The 18,126-nt window shown below is 68.7% G+C and carries 8 protein-coding genes; 4 read left to right on the top strand and 4 right to left on the bottom strand.

The window, feature by feature from the left end; all coding sequences use genetic code 11:
* Positions 1–73: 73 nt before the first annotated feature.
* The 3 genes from QMX81_RS16260 to QMX81_RS16250 are packed head-to-tail and all read right to left on the bottom strand — an operon-like array spanning position 74 to position 1,925.
* On the bottom strand, positions 74–640 hold the full coding sequence (locus QMX81_RS16260) for a YceI family protein (protein ID WP_121038945.1): 567 nt from the start codon (positions 638–640) through the stop codon (positions 74–76).
* Between the two features lie 2 nt (positions 641–642).
* A complete protein-coding gene (locus QMX81_RS16255; RefSeq protein WP_121038941.1) occupies positions 643–1,215 on the bottom strand; it encodes a cytochrome b in 573 nt (190 codons plus the stop codon).
* Positions 1,212–1,925: a YceI family protein gene (locus tag QMX81_RS16250; RefSeq protein WP_282263036.1), complete on the bottom strand. Its 714-nt coding sequence runs from the start codon at positions 1,923–1,925 to the stop codon at positions 1,212–1,214. Before QMX81_RS16250 ends, QMX81_RS16255 begins: the two co-directional genes overlap by 4 nt.
* A gap of 197 nt (positions 1,926–2,122) precedes the next feature.
* On the opposite strand from QMX81_RS16250, the gene QMX81_RS16245 reads away from it, so the two are divergent.
* The 4 genes from QMX81_RS16245 (at position 2,123) to QMX81_RS16230 (ending at position 16,445) form a co-directional block, all read left to right on the top strand.
* On the top strand, positions 2,123–5,671 hold the full coding sequence (locus tag QMX81_RS16245; protein WP_282263034.1) for an ATP-binding protein: 3,549 nt from the start codon (positions 2,123–2,125) through the stop codon (positions 5,669–5,671).
* Between the two features lie 219 nt (positions 5,672–5,890).
* On the top strand, positions 5,891–9,367 hold the full coding sequence (locus tag QMX81_RS16240; protein WP_282263033.1) for an ATP-binding protein: 3,477 nt from the start codon (positions 5,891–5,893) through the stop codon (positions 9,365–9,367).
* Entirely contained in the window at positions 9,364–12,888 is a 3,525-nt protein-coding gene (locus QMX81_RS16235; protein ID WP_193222766.1) for a two-component regulator propeller domain-containing protein, read from the top strand. The genes QMX81_RS16240 and QMX81_RS16235 overlap by 4 nt, the downstream gene beginning before the upstream one ends.
* A gap of 26 nt (positions 12,889–12,914) precedes the next feature.
* Positions 12,915–16,445, top strand: a complete 3,531-nt coding sequence (locus tag QMX81_RS16230; protein WP_282263030.1) for an ATP-binding protein — start codon at positions 12,915–12,917, stop codon at positions 16,443–16,445.
* A gap of 50 nt (positions 16,446–16,495) precedes the next feature.
* On the opposite strand, the gene mdtD is transcribed toward QMX81_RS16230, so the two are convergent.
* Positions 16,496–17,899: a multidrug transporter subunit MdtD gene (gene mdtD / locus QMX81_RS16225; protein ID WP_282263028.1), complete on the bottom strand. Its 1,404-nt coding sequence runs from the start codon at positions 17,897–17,899 to the stop codon at positions 16,496–16,498.
* Positions 17,900–18,126: the final 227 nt, after the last annotated feature.

Raw genomic sequence — 18,126 nt, 5'->3', positions numbered from 1 at the left:
CCGCTGGCCGGCTCCCGGGAGTCGATCATCGCGCGAGGAGCCGGCCAGCGGCCGGCACTACCGCCATCTGACGTTACTTCGCCTTCAGGACCACCTTCGTGCTGATCGCGGTCTCGTTCGGGATGGTCTTGGTATCGGCCCAATCACCGCCGCCCACGCCGAAGTCCAGGCGCTTGACCGTGGCCTTGCCGGCCAGCACCGGCTGGGCGCCCGGGGTCCAGGTGAAGGTGAGCGTGACCGGCTTGCTCACGCCACGCAGCTCCAACGTGCCGTCGGCGGCGTACTGGTTGTTGCCCAGCGAGCGGAACTTGGTGGCGCTGTACTTGGCCTGGGCGAACTTGCCCACGTTGAAGAAGTCCGCGCCCTGCAGGGTCGAATCGCGGTCGCTGTTGCCACTCTTGGCACCGGCCAGCGGAATGGTCACTTCCAGCTTGGCATCGTCCAGCTTGGCCGGATCGAAGCTGAGCTTGGTATCAAAGCCCGGGAAGGTGCCGGTGAACACTTCACCGTCGTACTTGGTGGCAAAGGCCAGCACCGAACCGGGTGCCTGCACGTAGTCGGCGGCCAGCACCGGGGCGGTGGCCAGCAGGCCGGCCAGGGCAGCGGCGACCGCGGCCGGGGAGGTGAGCTTGATGTTCATGGTCAATCCTTCTGGGGGGAGGCAAGCCAGCGCTGCGGGAGCATGCGCGCAAGCGTGGCATCGCGTTGGTAAAAATGGTGGTAAAGCGCGGCGCCGGCATGGGCCACGACCACGGCGATCAGCAGCCAGAAGCCCCACTCATGGATGGCGTGCGAGATCTGGGTGACACGTTCATCCGGCGCGCTCAGCTTGGGCACATCGACCAGGCCGAACCAGCGGAACGGACGCAGGCCACTGGCCGAGTCGTACAGCCAGCCCGACAGCGGAATGGCGAACATCAGCACGTACAGCAGCCAATGCGTGGCCGAGGCGACGCGCTCCTGCCAGGTCGGCGTGCCCGGCACCGGATGTGGCGCGCCCGCGTACAGACGCCACAGCAGGCGGGTCACGACCAGGGCCAGGACGGTGATGCCGATCGATTTGTGCATTGTGTAGACCCAGAAATACTTCGGGGTCCTGGGCAATTCGCCCATGGTCAGCCCGACGATGCCCAGGGCGAGGATCAACACGGCGATCAACCAGTGCAGGGTCTGGCTGACGCCGCCCCAGCGGGTCGGGGTGTTCTTGGCGGTCATGGCGTGGTCTCCTGGACCGGCTGTGGGGTATCTGAGTCAACCGGCGGGGCCGGAGTTCCCGGCGCATCGGTGGGGGTGGCGTCGGCGGGATCACCGGCGTTGCGATCGCGCACCGCCTCCGCTTCGATCCGCAGCTGCACCTCATCGCCGATCATCGAGGCCCAGCCGTCCATGCCGAAGGCGCTGCGGCTGAGCGTGGCGGTGGCCGAGAAACCGGCGGTGCGGCGGAACGGCGGCAGCGGATGACGCTTGAGCGCATTGAGGGTGACGGCCAGGGTGACCTCACGGGTCACGCCGCGTACGGTGAGCTGGCCGATGACGTTGGCGTGGTTCGGATCGATCGGTTCAACCCGGGTCGAGACAAACCGCGCCTCGGGGAAGCGCTCGCCGTCGAGCAGGTTGCGCGCCAGTGTGGCGGTGTTCCATTTGTCATCGCCCAGGTCCAGGCGCTGGATCGGCACGCTGACCTCCAGCCGCGCGCTGCGCCAGTCCTCCGGATCGAACACCAGCACGCCTTCGCTGCCGGACACGGTGCCCAGCGCGTGGGAGAAGCCGGCATGCTCCACCGCGAACAGCACACGGGTGTGCACCGGATCAAGCCGATAGCTGTCCGGGGCGGCGATGGCGAGCAGCGGCGTGGCCGCCAGCAGCAGGGAAAGGGTCAGGCGCTTGAGCAAGGCGCTGGCTCCATAAGGGTCTGGGGCGATCATACGCACAGCTGTGTCATGGGATGCAGCGTCATGGCTGCAACAGATCGTGGTGCGCCCGACAACAGCACGGGCGGCCAATGCTGCCTTCCTTGCACGGGACGGAAACAGCCCGTTCCATCCGCGGCAGCCGCCCCCAGAATGCGGACACCGTCCTGATCGCTGTGTGACAATCCGCACCAACAGGGAGATCCGGATCGATGAGCACGCGCCGCTGGGGTGCAGGCATCGTGCTGTTGGGGCTGTGGTTGTGCGCAGTGCCGTCAGTGTTGGAAGCCGCAGGGACATCGGCAGAGACGCCACGCTTGCGCCGCCTGGGTGCGGCCGAAGGCATGCCGTCGCGCATGGTGCTGGCGCTGGCACAGGATCGCCAAGGCTATATCTGGGCCGGTACCGATGACGGCCTGGCCCGCGTGGACGGGGTCGGCCTGCGGGTCTGGCGGCACGATCCAGCCGAGCCCGGCTCGCTACCCGGCAACGAAGTGGAAACCCTGCTCATCGATCCACAGGATCGTGTCTGGGTAGGCAGCAATGGCGTTGGCCTGAGCATGCTCGGCCCCGACCGCAGCGCGTTTGCGCGGTTCCCCGAGCTCAATGCGGCGTGCGAGGGCCAGTTCTGGTCGCTGGCCTATGCCGCGCAATCGCTGTGGATCGGCACCAACCAGCACGGTATCTGCCGGCGCAGTGAGGACGGGACGCTGGTCAGATACGAGGCCGACGCGAACGATCCGCGCAGCCTGCCCGACAACACCATCTACAGTCTGTTGGCCGATCCGCAGGGGCGGGTCTGGGTGGGGACCTCCAACGGTGTCGCCCGCTGGGATGGCGACCGCTTCACGCGGATCGCGCCGGCCCTGCTGGGCGGTAAAAGCGTATTCCGCCTGACCCGAGAGCCCGATGGCACCGTATGGGCGGGCACCGAAGGCGGGTTGTTCCAGATCGGTGCCGACGACCAGGCCCATCCCGCACCCTGGAAGCTCAGTGCCGATGTACGCGCGGCCACGGTCATCCATGATCGCAATGGCGGTTATTGGCTGGGCACGGCCGATGGCCTGTACCGCGGTGATGCGAGCGCGGTGCGGCTGCTCGCCGGCGACGCCGGCAGTGGCTTCCTGACCGCACGCAGCGGTGTGCTGGACATGCTGCAGGATCATGAAGGCGGCCTGTGGGTCGCGATGCTGACCCAGGGGCTGGCGTATCTGCCGCCGGACTGGAAGCGCTTCTCCAGCTGGTACCAGCTCGACGGCAAGCCATTGGACAGCGTCTATCTGCTCGGCGCGGCCGCGCGGGGCGATACCTATTACATCTCAGGTGCGCACGGCCTCTATACGCTGGATGCGCAGGGCCAGCTGCACCAGATCGCCGACGACAAACAGATCGGGGTTGGGGCCGCGTGGTCGCTGCTGCCCCGCGAGGACGGCGCGGTGTGGATCGGTCGCGCGGGTCGTTTGAATCTGTACCAGCCGGCTACCGGCATGCTGCGCGAATGGAAGATCGGCGGTGGTGCCGATGTGCGCCAACGCATCGATCTGATCCGCCAGGCGCCCAATGGCGACCTGTGGCTGTCGATCATGAACTTCGGCATCCAGCGTCGGGATGCCCAGGGCAACGTGCTCGATACCATCCGCAATGACCAGCACCGTGGGCTGACCGAGAACCCGGTTGAGCAGATGGTGTTCGATCCGCGTGGGCAGCTCTGGGTGATGGGCGACAGCATGGGCCTGATGCGGTGGCGCGATGGCCGCTTCGAGCAGGTGCCGGGCATTTCCCGCGGCAGCATCTACGATGCGGCCTGGACCGGCCCGGATGAACTGTGGCTGGCACGTCAGGGCGCGCTGGAGCGCTATCGCTGGGATGGGCTGAGCATGAGCCTGCGCGAACGTGTCGGCGCTGCCCAGGGCATGCCCGCTGTGTCGATGGGCGGGCTCGCGCTGGGCAGTCACGGGCAGGTCTGGGCAACCACCCCGCGTGGGTTGATCTGCTGGCAGGGCGCCGAGCGTCGGCTGCGCTTGTATGGCGAACGCGATGGGCTGCCGGATGTGGAGTTCAGCAACCGCCCACCGGTGCAGGCGCGCGATGGTCGCGTCCTGGCGGTCACCGCGACCGGGTTGGTCGGCTTCGATCCGGATGCGGCGGACATGCTGTTGCCGCCATCGCAGCTGGTGATCGACAGCGTGCAGGTCCGCCGCGACGATGCCGAAGGGCAGCAGATGCTGCCGACGCAGGCACCGATCGTGCTGGGGCCGCAGGACCGCGATCTGATCGTGTCCGCGCGTCTGCTTTCATTCGCCAACCCACACGGCAACCGCTACCGCTACCGGGTCTCCGGGTATGACCAGAACTGGGTGATGCAGGCGGCCGACGGCGAGCGCCTGCTGTCGCGCCTGCCGTCCGGAAGCTACCGCATCGAGGTGCAGGCGGCGACCCCGCAGGGCGCCTGGACGCCGCCCCGTACCCTGGAGCTGGAGGTGCGCCCGCCGTGGTGGCGCAGTGGCTGGGCGGTCGTGGGCTACGTGCTGCTCGGTCTGATCGGGGTCGCAGCGCTGGCGTATGTCGCGCGTGCACGCCTGCGCCGCCGCCAGCAATGGCAGTTGACGGTGCACAAGCAGCAGTTGGCCGAGCAGGCCTCGCAGGCCAAGAGCCGGTTCCTGGCCACGCTGGGGCACGAAGTGCGCACACCGATGACCGGTGTGCTGGGCATGAGCGAGCTGTTGCTGTCCACCACGCTGGATGAGGTGCAGCGGGGCTATGCCGGCTCGATCCAGCATGCGGGCAAGCATCTGCTGCGTCTGGTCAACGATGCGCTGGATCTGGCCCGCATCGAGGCAGGGCGGCTGGAACTGGATCTGCGGCCGTTCGATCTGATGTCGTTGCTGGATCAGGTCGAGGCGTTGATGGAGCCGATGGCCCATCACCGTGGCCTGGCGTTCGAGCGCAGCTTCAACCTGCCCGGCCCAGTGCAGGTCAGCGGCGATGAGATGCGCGTGCGGCAGATCCTGATGAACCTGCTCGGCAATGCGATCAAGTTCACCGAACATGGTCATGTCGGGCTCGGTGTCGAGCTGGCCGATGACGGGCGCGCGATCATCTTCGAGGTCTCCGATACAGGGCCAGGCATCAACCAGGACCAGCAGGAGCGGTTGTTCCATCGCTTCGAACAGGCGGACGGTCCCCGCACCGCGTCGCGTTATGGCGGCAGCGGCCTGGGCCTGGCGATCTGCCAGGAACTGGCGGTGGCGATGGGCGGCCGGATCGAGATCGACAGCCGGCCGGGTGATGGGGCCCGTTTCACTGTATCGCTGCCGCTGCCGTGGACCGTACAGCCGGTTGGCACGCCACGTGACCCGGGCCAGGAGACGCGCACGCAGCTGCCACCGCTGCGCATCCTGCTGGTGGAGGACGATGCCACCGTGGCCGATGTCATCGCCGGTCTGCTGCGCACCCGCGGGCACGACGTGGTGCACGTGCTGCATGGCCTGGGGGCATTGTCAGAAGTAGCGGCAGGCAGCTTCGATGTAGGTCTGCTCGATCTGGACCTGCCGGCGCTGGATGGCATTGCGATTGCCGCGCAGCTGCGCGCGATGGGCTATGAGCTGCCCCTGATCGCGGTGACTGCGCGCTCGGATGCTTACGCCGAGCAGCAGGTGCTGGCCGCCGGATTCAATGGCTTCCTGCGCAAGCCGGTGACCGGCGACATGCTGGTGGATGCGATCGTGCAGGCGCGCGCGGGCAAGTCACTCCGGTACTGAGTGCTCGCGGTTCCGCGGCCACGATTGTCGCGATGTTTCGCAATTGCTCTATTGATCGAAAAGTTCATTCATCGACCTGTGACGCGGTACCGGCCTGATCGGCTTCGTTCCGATGGCTTCGGCCTATCGTGCGGTTCACGCTGCGAAGGATGGTCGGGGTAGGGAGTGTCAGAGGGCCGATCCGGACAGGGGGGCGGGCGCTGGGCAGGCCGGATGCTGGTGGTCCTGCTCTGGCTGCCGATGGTTGCCGCGGCGGGTACGCTTGTCACGTTGCCGTGGCCACGCCCACTCGGTCCGGCCGACGCGCTGCCGACCCCGGTGATCCGTGCGGTCGACGAAGACCGGGAAGGCTACCTCTGGTTCGCCAGCGATGATGGTCTGCTGCGCTTCGATGGCCATCGCTTCCGCGCATGGCGACGGGAACAGGGCCTGCTCGATCTGGACCTGCGCGCGCTGCATGTCGATGCGCAGGATCGGCTCTGGCTGGCCACCGCCTCCCAGGGGCTGGTGAAGCTGTCCGCTGATCGAAGCGTGTTCCAGAGCATGCCCGGGGATGCGGCCGCGGTACTGCCGCGCACTGGCATTGTGCAGGTGACCAGTACGCCTGATGGCACGCTCTGGGTGGGCACTGTCGCGGACGGTTTGTTTGCACGGCAGGCCGATGGCCGTTGGTGCGCCGTCCCCTTACCGCACCCGTTCGGACGCGCGCTGCGGGTGAATGCCTTGGCCGTCGACCGCGACGGCAGCCTGTGGGTCGGCACCTCGCACGGGGTGTTGCGTCGTGCAGGCACGCACTTCGTCGCCGTGCCGTTGCGGCGCGGTGGGCGGGTGGATGTCCAGTCGCTCTGGCCCGATCCGGACGGCGGTGTGTGGGCCGCCACCCGCAGCGGCGTGCACCGCTGGGATGCCGTTGGCACACCGCGGGTGCCGACGGCGCCCGGCATGCCGGTACTGCGCAGCCGCGAAGGCGAATTGTGGACCACCGATGCAACCGGCCTGGTACGGCACCCTCACGGACGCGCACCGCAGCCAGTGCCGCTGCGCGACCTCGACGGCACGATCCGCAGGCCCGCAGGGGTGAGTCATGCCTTGCAGGACCGGGTCGGTGGGGTGTGGTGGATCGGGCAGGGGCGGGGACTGTGGCATCTTCCTGCGCGCTGGCGCCAGTTCACCCTGCTGCCCGCGGCCCGGGATGGCTGGCCCGGCCTGGATGCGCACTACGTGCTGGCCTTGGCAGCGTCCGCCGGCGAACGGGTGTGGATCGCCGGTGACAATGGGCGTGTGCAGCGCGTGGATGTGCGGACCGGACAGAGCGATGCCGGATTCCACTACCGGCCCGAACGGCTGCACCCCGAGGCAGTGGGCATGGCCGAAGATCGTCACGGGCGGCTCTGGTTGACCAGCGGCAACACCCTGTCTCGATACACGCCCGGCACAGGCCAGTTGCGGCATTGGTTGCTGGGTTGGGAGGGCAGTACGGGCGCGGTCGATCTGGAGTCCTGCCGCGACGGCTCGCTGTGGCTGGCGCGTGTTGACCGGATCCAGCGACGTGATGCCGACGGCGCGCTGCAGTTGTCCGCTGTTCCACAGGCACTTGGCCTGATGCCCCCGGCGAACGGCCCGCAACTGCTGTGTACCGACGACGGCGTGCTGTGGGCAACCGATCGCACCGGGCTCAAACGCTGGCTGCCAGCGCAGGAGCGTTTCGCGGCGGTCGACGGTGCCCCGCAGGACGACGTGGGCGCAATCGCGCGGGGTGCGGATGGCGACTACTGGATCAGCAGTCCAGGCGTGTTACGGCGTTACCGGTGGGATGGGCAGCGGCTGCGCAAGACACACAGCTTCGGCGTGGTACACGGTTATCCGCACCTGCTGGCACGGGCGCTGGTGGTGGACGTGCGTGGCGTGGCGTGGGCCGGTGGCACCCGTGGCCTGATCCGGGTCGACCCGCATGGCGGCGGCATACGCCAGTTCGGCAGCGACGATGGCCTGCCCGGACATGACGTGTTGCCGCGCCGGATGGTACGCACCGCCGGGGATCATGTGGTCGCTGCCGTACACGAAGGCGGTGTGCTGCTGTTCGATCCGGCCACGATCGTGCGCCCGGCGGGGCATGCCGGGCTCGTGGTCCACGCAATCACCGCGCGGCGCGGCAACGTGCAGGTCACCCTGCCGGTCGGCGTTGCGCCGGTGCCGCTGTCCGGCAGCGATCGGCACGTGCGCGTATCCGCGCGCCTGTTGTCCGGCGGCGAACCCTCGCGCGTGCGCTACCGGTTCCGGTTGCAGGGGCACGACGCGGACTGGCAGGAGAACGGTGCTGCGGGGCAGCGCGTGTTCGAGCGCTTGCCGGTGGGTCTGCAGACGGTGGAGGTCCAGGCGCGGCAAGGCGATGGGGATTGGTCGCCGATTCGCCGCATTGCGCTGCAGGTGGTTCCGGCCTGGTGGCAGACGCGGACCGCGCGGTACGCGGCGGTGGCCGGTGGAACGGCGGCGCTGTGGCTTGGGGCCTGGGGCGGGCTGGCGCGGCGCCGGCGGCAACGCCGCTGGCGCCGGCTGCATGCGCGGCAGCACCGCGCCGAGCGGGCGTCCCTGCAGCGCACCCGTTTCCTGGGGACGTTGGGCGCCCGCATACGCGTCCCGATGACCGTGGTGCTGGGCTGGAGCGAGCTGCTGCAGCGTACGCAGCTCACACCGGCGGAGCGGAGCCAGGTCGACAGCCTGCACTACGCCGGCGCACATCTCCTGCGGCTGGTGGATGACGCCCTGGACATGGCCAGCATCGAATCCGGTCAGCTGCAGTTGCAGCCGGGCCCCTTTCTGCTGCAACGGTTGATCGAAGAGGTGCACGCGCTGTTGCTCCCGGTAGCGCAGGGCAAGTCGCTCGCGCTGGTGTGGCACAGCACGCTGCCGGCGACGGCGGTTTTCATAGGCGACGCCCCGCGCCTGCGCCAGATCCTGCTCAATCTGCTGGGCAACGCACTGAAGTTCACCGCACAGGGAGAGGTGCGACTGCAGGTACAGTGCGCAGGCCAGGACCAGGACGTGCTGCTGCGGGTTGTCGATACCGGCCCGGGCATGACCGCAGCGCAGTGCCAGCGCCTGTTCCAGCGTTTCGAACAGGCCGACGGGGCACAGACGGCCGCGCGTTACGGTGGCAGCGGCCTGGGGCTGTCCATTTCCCGCGACCTGGCCCTGGCGATGGGCGGTGACATCACGGTGACCAGCCGTCCGGGCGACGGCGCCTGCTTCCAGGTGCGATTGCCGTTGCCGCGCAGCGATGCCATTCCCAGCGATGCACCATCGTGCGCACCACAGGATGCGAACGGCGTCGGCGAGCTGCGGGTGCTCGTGGTGTATCCGGCCACGAGTGTGACCGATGTGCTGCGCGCTCTGCTCGGCTCGCTCGGCCATGTGGGGCTGTGCGTGCCCGGGCTGGAGGTCATGCCCAAGGCACTGAGGGAGCACGGGCGCTGGGATGTCATCGTGGTTGACCCGGTCCTGTGCGTAGGCGGCGAGCGGGCGGGCGCATGGTTATCGCGCCGCTGGCCGGGGATCCCCAGGGTGGCCCTGACACCGCGCGCGGACATCGGCGCCGAGCGTGAGGCGATTGCGGCGGGGTTCGACCTGTTCCTGCGGCTGCCGGTGAGCCGGGCGACTCTGACGGCGTGTCTGGCCCGATGCCGGCGCGGCGCATGAGCCGGGGCGGCATGCTGCGGTGTCTGTTCGCGCTGCTGTGCTGCCTGCTGCCGGCCGCCGTGCTGGCGTTCCCGAGTCCCGCAGTACGCATCACGACCGTGGATGGGTTGCCATCAAATGTGGTGCATCAGATCGTGGAGGACCGGCAGGGCTACCTCTGGTTCGCCACCGGCGATGGCCTGGCCCGCTATGACGGCAGTGGTTTCCGCGTCTGGCGGATGGAGCATGGGCTGGCCGACAACGAGGTCCGCAGCATCGCGCTGGATGCCTGCGATCAGCTCTGGATAGGCACGGCCAACGGCTACTTACAGCGCCTGTCGGCCGATCGCCAACAGTTTGCGCGGTGGGCAGGGCCGTCCGCCCCGGCGATGGCGGCCAGTCCGGTGCTGGCAATCCAGCCGATGGTCGACGGCAGCGTCTGGTTCGGCACCCGGGATGCCGGGCTGTTCCGCCTCACCCGCGATCGTCGCCTGCACCAGTACCTGCCCGCGACCGATGGCCGCGGCCTGCCATCGGCCCGGGTGGAGCACCTGGTTGCCGATGCCCAGGGCGCTGTGTGGATCGGCAGCGCTGCGGGCCTGGCCCGCTGGCAGGAGGGCCGGTTCCAGTCACCGACGACGCTGGGGGCATCGTCCGCGGCGGTGACCGCCCTGGGCCTGGACGCGCAGGGGCGGTTGTGGTCGAGCACCGCAGAAGGCACCGTGCGGCGGCAGTTGCCGGCGTGGCAGATACAGCGCGAGGGGCGCGAACGCGGACGCTGGCTCGGCCATAGCCGCGCAGGCGGGGACTGGTTCGCTGACGGGTCGACGCTGTGGTGGCAGGACTGGCAGGGGCAGCATCGTCACGCGCTCACTCTGCCGAGATTGCAGGGGCCCAATGAGCCGCGCATCGTGCGCGTGCTGGAGGATCGCCAGGGACGGGTCTGGCTGCTGGGCACTCATCAGGGGGTCTGGCGGCTCGGCGCGCAGTGGCGCCACCTGGAGCGCTTCGCCGCGCCCCTTGCCCACGCCTCCACCGCACCGGGCGGGCTGGCCCCTGCCGCCGACGGGCAGGCGTGGTGGGTGCGCGATGGATGGTTGACACGCATTTCGCCGGAGCACGGATTCAACCGGCCGCGATGGGCCTATGCGCATGCACCCGAGCGCCCGGATCGCCATGTGGTGAGCGACGACGGTCACGGCGGCGTCTGGGTGTTCGCTGCGCCGTGGCTGACCCGTATCGATCCCGTGCGGGGACGGCAGCGGCGCTGGCGGGTGGGGTCCACCGGTGGCCCGGTGGCGTCGCCGCACGCCGCATTGCAGCAGTGTGGCGATCGGCTGTGGCTTGCCGGGAATGGCCGGTTGGAACAGCGCGCAGGTGATGGGCGCCTGCTGGGCAGTGCCACGTACGAGTCAGTGGGGCTGCGTCCCGGCACCGCGGCATTCGCCCTGCACTGTGACATCGCCGGGCAGGTGTGGCTGGGCGACCGCGACGGACTCAAGCAGTGGCAGCCCGCGGCCGGCCGTTTCGATCCCGTGCCGGGCGGCCCGCGACGGGAGGTCAGTGCCTTGCACCTGGATGCCGACGGCCGGCTATGGGTTGCTGATGTGGAGGGATGGACGGTATTCCGGAGCGACGCAGGTCGCCTGCATCCCACGCTGCGCCTGGATGCAGCGCACGGCCTGCCCGTGGCGCTTGCGCGGGGACTGGCCGGCGCCAGCGACGGGGCGGTCTGGGCGACTACCGCGCGCGGCGTGGTGCGTCTGGCGTTGGACGGTCGCAGTGCCAGGCTCTACACGGCCGACGATGGACTGCCGGTGATGGCATTGGACGACAGCCTGGTGGCAGCCGGCGGCCATCTGCTGGCGATGGATCAGACCGGCAACGTGCTTGCGCTGGATCCGGCCGGGATGTTGACGGCGACGGTGCTTCCCACCTTGGTCATCGACCGTGTGAAAGTGCGCCGCCAGCGGCGCTGGATCGAGTTGCCGGCCGCCGAGCCGCTGCGCCTGAACGCCGATGATCGCGACATCCAGCTGTCAGCGCGCCTGCTCAGCAGCAGCCAGGGGGGGGCCGTCGACTATCGATTCCGGCTGCGTGGCGAAGACCCGGAGTGGGTCCGTGCCGGACAACGCGGTACGCGCGGCTTTCCGCGCCTGCCCGCGGGCGAACATGTACTGGAATTCCAGGCGCGTGGCGAGGATGGGCGTTGGTCGCCGGTCCAGCAGACGCATCTGCAGGTGGCCTACAGCGGCTGGGCGCATCCCGGGGCTTGGGCGCTGCTGTGGATGGGCGCGCTCGCAGGGGCGGTGCTGGCAACCTGGGGATTGCGGCGTCACCGCGGACGTACAAACGCGTGGCGGGCGGCCACGCGCCGGCAGGCGCGGGCCGAACAGGCCGCGCAGGCCAAGGCGCGTTATCTGGCCACGCTGGGTCATGAAGTGCGGACGCCGCTGACCGGTGTGCTGGGCATGAGCGAGCTGCTGTTGGAGGCGCCGCTGCCCGCGGACGCGCGCGAACAGGTATTGCACATCCAACAGGGCGGACGTGCATTGCTGCAAGTGGTCGATGAAGCGTTGGAGAACGCCAGGCTGCAGGCCGGCAAGGTGACCTTGCAGCGGCGGCGTTTTGCCCTCGGGCCATGGTGGCTCGACGTGCATGCCGCGGTGGCGTGCGGTCTGGCGGTGTCCGGTTGCCAGCTGTCATCGGCACATCCACTGCCGGCCGACGCCTGTGTCGAGGGCGATCCGGACCGGTTGCGGGAGGCAGTGCAATGGCTGTCCTGCGGACTCGCCGCGCAGAGCGGTGCCACCCTGGTGACTCTGCGCATGGCCTGGCGACCAGGACGCACCGGTCTGCTGCTGGATGTCATGGCCGAGCCGGGCGCCTGTCCGTCTCCTCGGCTGTCCCGGGTGCGCGAGGCACTGGCCGATGTCGATGTGCTGGCTGATGCGATGCAGGGGCGGTTGTGTGTCCTGCAGCTGCCCGATCGTCGCTGGCAGGCCACATTGAGCGTCCCATTGGACCGTTGCCCATCGCTGCTGGCGGGTCAGGACGCGCAGGACATCGACGATGACATCGATGGTCTGCGGGTGTTGCTGGTGGAAGATGATCCTCTCGTTGCGCAGGTGGTCACGGGTCTGCTGCAGGTACGCGGCCACGTTGTCGTCCATGCGGAGCACGCGCTGGCTGCGCTGACTGCGCTGGCCCGCCCCGGCACGCAACTGATGCTGTTGGACCTGGACCTGCCGGGCATGGATGGACTGTCATTGCTGCGCCTGCTGCGTCAGCAGGGGCACCGCCTGCCGGTACTGGTGCTCACGGCGCGTCGGGATCCGGATCTTGAAGCGCAGGTCGTGGCCGCGGGGGGCGACGGCCTGGTGCACAAGCCGCTGCAGGGCGATGCGCTGCGGGCTGCGATGCAGCGGATGGGGCCGCCGGGTGTGGATCGTGCCGGTGCGGGGAACGGTTTACTATGCGGGGCGTTGCCCGACGACCGGGGTGGTCAGGGGCGGCAGGCCCGTTCCGGGCGGCGGCGGTGAATGAACGGATAGACCCGGGAGAGCCATTGGTGTTGCGAGTGCTGTGGCCGTTGCTTATCGGTCTGTGTGTGCTCTGGCCGACGCTTGCGTCGGCCCAGCCGGTACCGCCGACGCCGCGGCAACTCACCGTGTTCGATGGTCTGCCATCCAACACCGTCAACCGCATGGCCGAAGATCGCTACGGCTATCTGTGGATCGCCACCAACGATGGCCTGGCCCGCTACGACGGCCGGAATTACCGCATCTGGCGTGCCGAGGACGGCCTGCGCGACAACCACGTCTGGAGCGTGCACGTGGATGCGCGCAATCAGTTGTGGATCGGTACGGAGAATGCCGGCCTGGCGATGATGTCGGCCGATCGCCGCGAGATCCGCTTCTACGACCGTGACAGCCACCCGGAGATCGGCAGCAACACGATCTGGAGCGTGGCGTCCACGCCGGATGGAGCGATCTGGTTCGGAACCTACCAGGGCGGCCTGCATCGGCTGGAGCGCGACGGTACGCTCACGCGCTTCATGCCCGAGCCCGGCAATCCACGCAGTCTGCCGGCCGCATCGGTCGGCTCACTGGCCACCACGCTCGATGGCACGTTGTGGATCGGCTCGCAGGCCGGGCTGGCCCGCTGGACCGGCCAGGATTTCGACCTGGTGCCCAGCACGCAGCTGCCGGCGCGTGTCATCAATGGGCTCACCGCCGAGGCGGATGGCAGTCTGTGGATCAACAGCAATGCCGGGGTCACGGTGCGTCGGCCGGACGGTCGCTTCGAACCGGCGCCCTGGGTGGTGGCCGAAGGCGATCAGATCCTGGGCATGATGCTGCGCGACGAACAGGGCGGGTATTGGCTCGATACCCGCTCCGGCCTGGGCCGCGCCATGGACGGTCAGTTCCAGCAGGTGCCGCTGTACAGCGCGATCGCGCGTGGGCAGGTGCGCCCGAACTGGACCGGTGCCTATGAAGATCGCGAGGGCGGCATCTGGTTGGCCAGCACCAACGGCGGCCTGTGGCATCTGCTGCCGCGTTGGTGGCAGTTCTCGGTGCTGTCGCGGCTGGAAGATGATCCGGCCTCGCTGCGCAACGCGTATGTGCTGGGCATGGGCGCGGCCGCCGACGGGGGCGTGTGGACGGTCGGCACGCATGGTGCGCTGGACAAGTTCGATCCGGTGAGCGGGCGGGTCGAGCAGCACCGGACCTGGGTGGACGGCACGCAGTGGCTGCAGTCGGTGCTCGAAGATCCGCGCGGCCAGGTCTGGATCGGCTCCTGGGATGCGCTGTTGCGTTACGACCCGGGGCAGAAGCGCATACGGCGCTGGGGGCGCGATGCCGCGGTCGATGCGGCGATGGACGGCGCGATCGAATCCCTGGCGATCTGCGACGGCCAGCGCTTGTGGACCGCATCGGCCAATGGCCTGCAGCAGCGCGACCTGGAGGGACGCGTGCTGCACCGGGTGGCACTGGGCCATGCCGGGCTGAGCACGGGGCAGAACGTGCTGGATATCCGGTGCGGCCCGCAGGATCGGCTGTGGGTGGCCACCGGCCAGGGCCTGCTGCAGTGGGTGGCGGCGCGTTCGCGGTTCGAACCCCTGCCGGGTGGCCCTGCGGCAGGGGTCTACGCCATGGCGCTGGCCGGCGATGACACGGTGTGGCTGTCCGAGGACGGCAAACTCTCGCACTATGCCTGGCAGGGTGATCGGCTGACCCTGCAGGAAGTGATCGGCAGCAGTGCGGGCTACCCGGCGATCAACGCGACCGGGCTGGTGGTGGATCGGCAGGGCGTGGTGTGGGCAGCCAATGCACGCGGGCTGGTGCGGGTCGATCCGGATGCCGGTAGTGTGCGCCAGTACGGCGTGCACGATGGCCTGCCCAGCCAGGAGTTCCGCCGCCGCACCCTGACGTTGACGCCGAGCGGACGCATCGTTGGCGGCACACCAGCCGGGGTGGTGGTGTTCGATCCGGCGCTGGTCAAGCCGGCGACCCGCCGTGCACCGCTGGTGATCGAACGGGTGGAGGTGCGCCGCGGCGAGCGCGTGCTGGACCTGACCCATGCGGTGCCGCTGGACATCGCCGACGGTGATCGCGACCTGCGGATCGTGGCGCGGCTGCTGTCCTTCGCCGATTCCACCTCCAACAACTATCGTTACCGCCTGGCCGGCTACGATCCGGACTGGGTTGAAGTGGGGCCGGGCGGTGAGCGCCTGTTCTCCCGTCTGCCACCGGGCCGTTACCGGTTGGAGGTGCAGGCACGCTCGGCCGACCATATCTGGTCGCGGGTACAGGTACTGGAGTTCCGCGTGCTGCCACCGTGGTGGCGCAGCCTGTCCGGACTGTTGCTGCTGACCTCGGCGGTGCTGTTGCTGCTCAGCCTGTTCGCCTGGTTGTACCGGCGCCGGCTGCAGCGCCGGCATGCCTATCAGCTGGCGCTGCAGAAGCAGGAGCTCGCCGAGCAGGCCTCGATGGCCAAGACGCGCTTTCTGGCCAATCTGGGGCACGAAGTACGCACGCCGATGACCGGGGTGCTGGGCATGAGCGAGCTCTTGCTGTCCTCGCCGTTGAACGCGCAGCAGCGCGGCTACACCGAGTCGATCCGGCATGCCGGCGAGCATCTGCTGCACCTGGTCAACGATGCGCTCGACCTGGCCCGGATCGAATCGGGGCGGCTGGAACTGCAGGCGCAGTCCTTCCAGCTGCAGCGGCCGATCGGCGATGTCTGTGCGCTGATGGCGGCACTGGCCGAACAGAAAGGGCTGCGGTTCGTGGTCGACAACACGGTATCGCCCGGCACGCGCACCATCGGCGATGAACTGCGTGTGCGTCAGATCCTGCTCAATCTGCTGGGCAACGCGGTCAAGTTCACCAGCCACGGCGAAGTACGCCTGACGCTGCGGGCGATCACGCCTGGCCGCGGGTTGCACATCGAAGTATCCGATACCGGACCGGGCATCAGCGCTGATCAGCAGGAGCGCTTGTTCCGTCGCTTCGAGCAGGCCGATGGCGCCCGCACCGCCGCGCAGTACGGGGGCAGCGGGCTGGGCCTGGCGATCTGTCGCGAACTGGCACTGGCCATGCAGGGGCAGATTGGCGTCCAGAGCCAGCTCGGCGTGGGCACGCGCTTCACGGTGACACTGCCGTTGCCGCTGGAGGCCGGGACGACCAACGCGAGCGGAACGGCCGAAGGTGGGCAATGGGTATTGCCACCGTTGCGTATCCTGCTGGTGGAGGACGATCTGACCGTGGCCGAGGTGGTCAGCGGGTTGTTGTCGGCGCGCGGGCATGAGGTGGTGCACGCCGAGCACGCGCTGTCGGCGTTGCGCGAGGTCAGCGAGGCGCCGTTCGAGGTGTTGCTGATGGACCTGGATCTGCCCGGGCTGGGTGGCATCGCGCTGGCCGAGCATCTGCGCAGCCAGGGATTCGAGATGCCGTTGATCGCGGTGACGGCGCGGACGGATCCGTCGATCGAGCAGCAGGCACGCCAGGCCGGCTTCGATGCGTTCCTGCGCAAGCCGGTGACCGGCGATCTGCTGGTGGAGGCAATCGCGCGCGTATTGCACGCCACCCGGTAGCAGCGGACCGTTGGTCCGCTGACGGTGTGCCTGCCGTCACGTGCCTGTCGTTACTCGGCGACTTCTTCGACATCCCGCGGCGACGGCCGGGTATCGGGCAGCTGCCAGAAGATCAGCGTGGACGTCAGCGTGATAGCGCCGACGCAGACGAAGGTGGCGTGCAGCGCGGCAGTCGCGCCGTGCGAGGCATCGAGGTGGTTGAAGGCCGCGAGCAGACTGCCCGCCGCCGCGGCACCGAAGCCGGTGGCGAGCATCATCACCATCGAGAGCAGGCTGTTGCCGGCACTGGCGAAGTCGCGATCCAGATCGCGCAGGGTGACGGTGTTCATGACGGTGAACTGCAGCGAGTTGACCGCGCCGAACAGCGCCAGCTGCACGATGCGGATCCACAGGTGCTGGCCGGGTGTCATGAAGATGAAACTGGCCATCGCCAGGCCGACAAGAACGGTATTGACCATCAGCACGCGGCGGTAGCCGAAGCGCTCGACGAGTTTGACCGCGTAGCGCTTGGAGACCATGCCGGCGGCGGCGACCGGGATCATCAACAGGCCGGCGTTCATCGGGCTCATGCCCATGCCGACCTGCAGCAGCAGTGGAATCAGCAGCGGCATGGCGCTGCTGCCGATGCGCGAGAACAGGTTGCCGAGGATGCCGATGCGGTAGCTGGGCACATGGAACAGCGCGAGCGAGAACAGCGGCGCCGTGGAGTTGGCCGCATGCAGCCAGTAGCCGACAAGCGCGGCGAGGCCGGCGACGGTCATCAGCATGACCAGGGCATGGGGCGTGGCCATGCCGGAGATGCCGTCCAGCGCGAGAGAGAGCACGACCATGCCGAAGGCCAGCATCAGGTAGCCGGCGATGTCGAAGCGGGTGCGGTGCTCGGCGTAGTGGTCGGGCATGATTTTCATGGCCGCGACGTAGCCGATGATGCCGATCGGCAGGTTGATCAGGAACACCCAGTGCCACGAGGCGACTTCGACCAGCCAGCCGCCCAGGGTGGGGCCGATCAGCGGGCCGATCAGGGCGGGGATGGCGATGAAGCTCATGGCGCGCAGGAATTCTTCGCGCGAGACCGAGCGCATGACGGCCAGGCGGCCGACCGGCAGCAGCATGGCGCCGCCGATGCCCTGCAGGACGCGTGCACCGACGAGCTGGTGCAGGCTCTGGGCGAGGGCGCAGGCGAGCGAGCCCAGGGTGAACAGGATGATGGCGACCAGGAAGGTGCGTCGGGTGCCGAAGCGGTCGGCGATCCAGCCGGAGGCGGGGATGAAGGTGGCGACGGCGAGGGCGTAGCTGAAGACGACGGACTGCATCTGCAGGGGGCTTTCGCCGAGGCTGCGGGCCATGGCGGGCAGGGCGGTGTTGACGATGGTGGAGTCCAGCATCTGCATGAAGATGGCCAGCGATACGAGCCACAACAGGGGCCGGATCGAGGCGTAGCTGCTGGTCGTCATGGTGCGGGCCTTCGTCAACGAGGGCGATATGATCGCCGATGTGGGATCAGGGTGTGGTCAAGAGCCGAAGCCGAAGCCGAAGCCGAAGCCGAAGCATTGGTGCGGTCGGTGTCCCGGAGAGGCTGCGGCACGGGTGGGTCGGCGGGACACGCCGTAAATCCGTCCATGGAGGCTCATGTCGCGCCATCCATGGCGCTCATGGTCCCGCCAACCCACCCGTGCCACAC

The organism is Stenotrophomonas sp. PS02301, assembly GCF_029959485.1.
Taxonomy (GTDB): domain Bacteria; phylum Pseudomonadota; class Gammaproteobacteria; order Xanthomonadales; family Xanthomonadaceae; genus Stenotrophomonas; species Stenotrophomonas maltophilia_Z.
The sequence above is the reverse complement of the archived record's forward strand: the minus strand, read 5'-3'. Positions and strand labels throughout refer to the sequence as shown.